Genomic DNA, 674 nt, shown 5'->3' with positions numbered 1-674 from the left:
GACGGCTGCTTGGCGGCGATGCTCTTCGTCGTCACCTCGCAGCAGGCGAGCAGCGAGTCGACCTTCTTCATCACGGAGTTGCTGGTCGGCTCGTCGGAGGAGTCGAGGAAGATCTCCACGGCCATCTCGCGCGGTTCCGCCCCCATGAACTCCGGCAGCGGGCCGACCCGTTCGGTCTGTGCGGGGGTCGCCTTCCACTGGGCGCGGCGGCTCAGCGACAGCTGCGCCGGGTTGAAGTCGAAGTCGAACGTCTTGATGATCCCGCCGGGTGTCCTGCTCTTGCCCTTCGGCGGTTCGTGAATGGCGAGCGTGGCGCGGATGAGGCTCTTGCCCGCGCCCCTCTTGCTGCCCTTGGCCATGGTGTCCCGTCCTCCCCTCGCTCAGTCCGTGAATCCGTGGTGGGTGATCTCCAGGACCTCGGTCGCCACGGCCGGGTTGGCCGGGTCGAGGGTGGGTCCGGTCCAGCTCACCGGCAGCACGTCGATGAGGCCCCACCGCGCGACCTCCGACCCGTCGGCGCGCAGCGCCGCGATCTGGGCGGTGGGCCGCTTGATGCCCGTCTGCAGCGACGAGATCCACTTGGCGACCTTCGTGGTGTCCGGGGTGAGCGGCCGGGTCAGCCGGATCGTCGAGAACGACACGCGGGTCGGCAGCTGCCAGACGAAGCCGTTGTT

1 protein-coding gene and 1 pseudogene are annotated in these 674 nt (G+C 68.8%); both read right to left on the bottom strand.

The window, feature by feature from the left end:
* Positions 1–359, bottom strand: a pseudogene (locus tag K4G64_RS39535) (peptidase M23); the annotation flags it as partial.
* A 21-nt stretch (positions 360–380) separates the two neighbouring features.
* Positions 381–674 (bottom strand): phage tail protein (locus K4G64_RS39530; protein WP_221760655.1); only part of this gene is annotated, 294 nt, incomplete at its 5' end.

Source organism: Streptomyces sp. WAC04114 (assembly GCF_019733245.1).
GTDB classification, from domain to species: Bacteria; Actinomycetota; Actinomycetes; order Streptomycetales; family Streptomycetaceae; genus Streptomyces; species Streptomyces massasporeus_A.
Note: the sequence above shows the minus strand (reverse complement) of the source record. Positions and strands in the feature narration are given on the sequence as shown.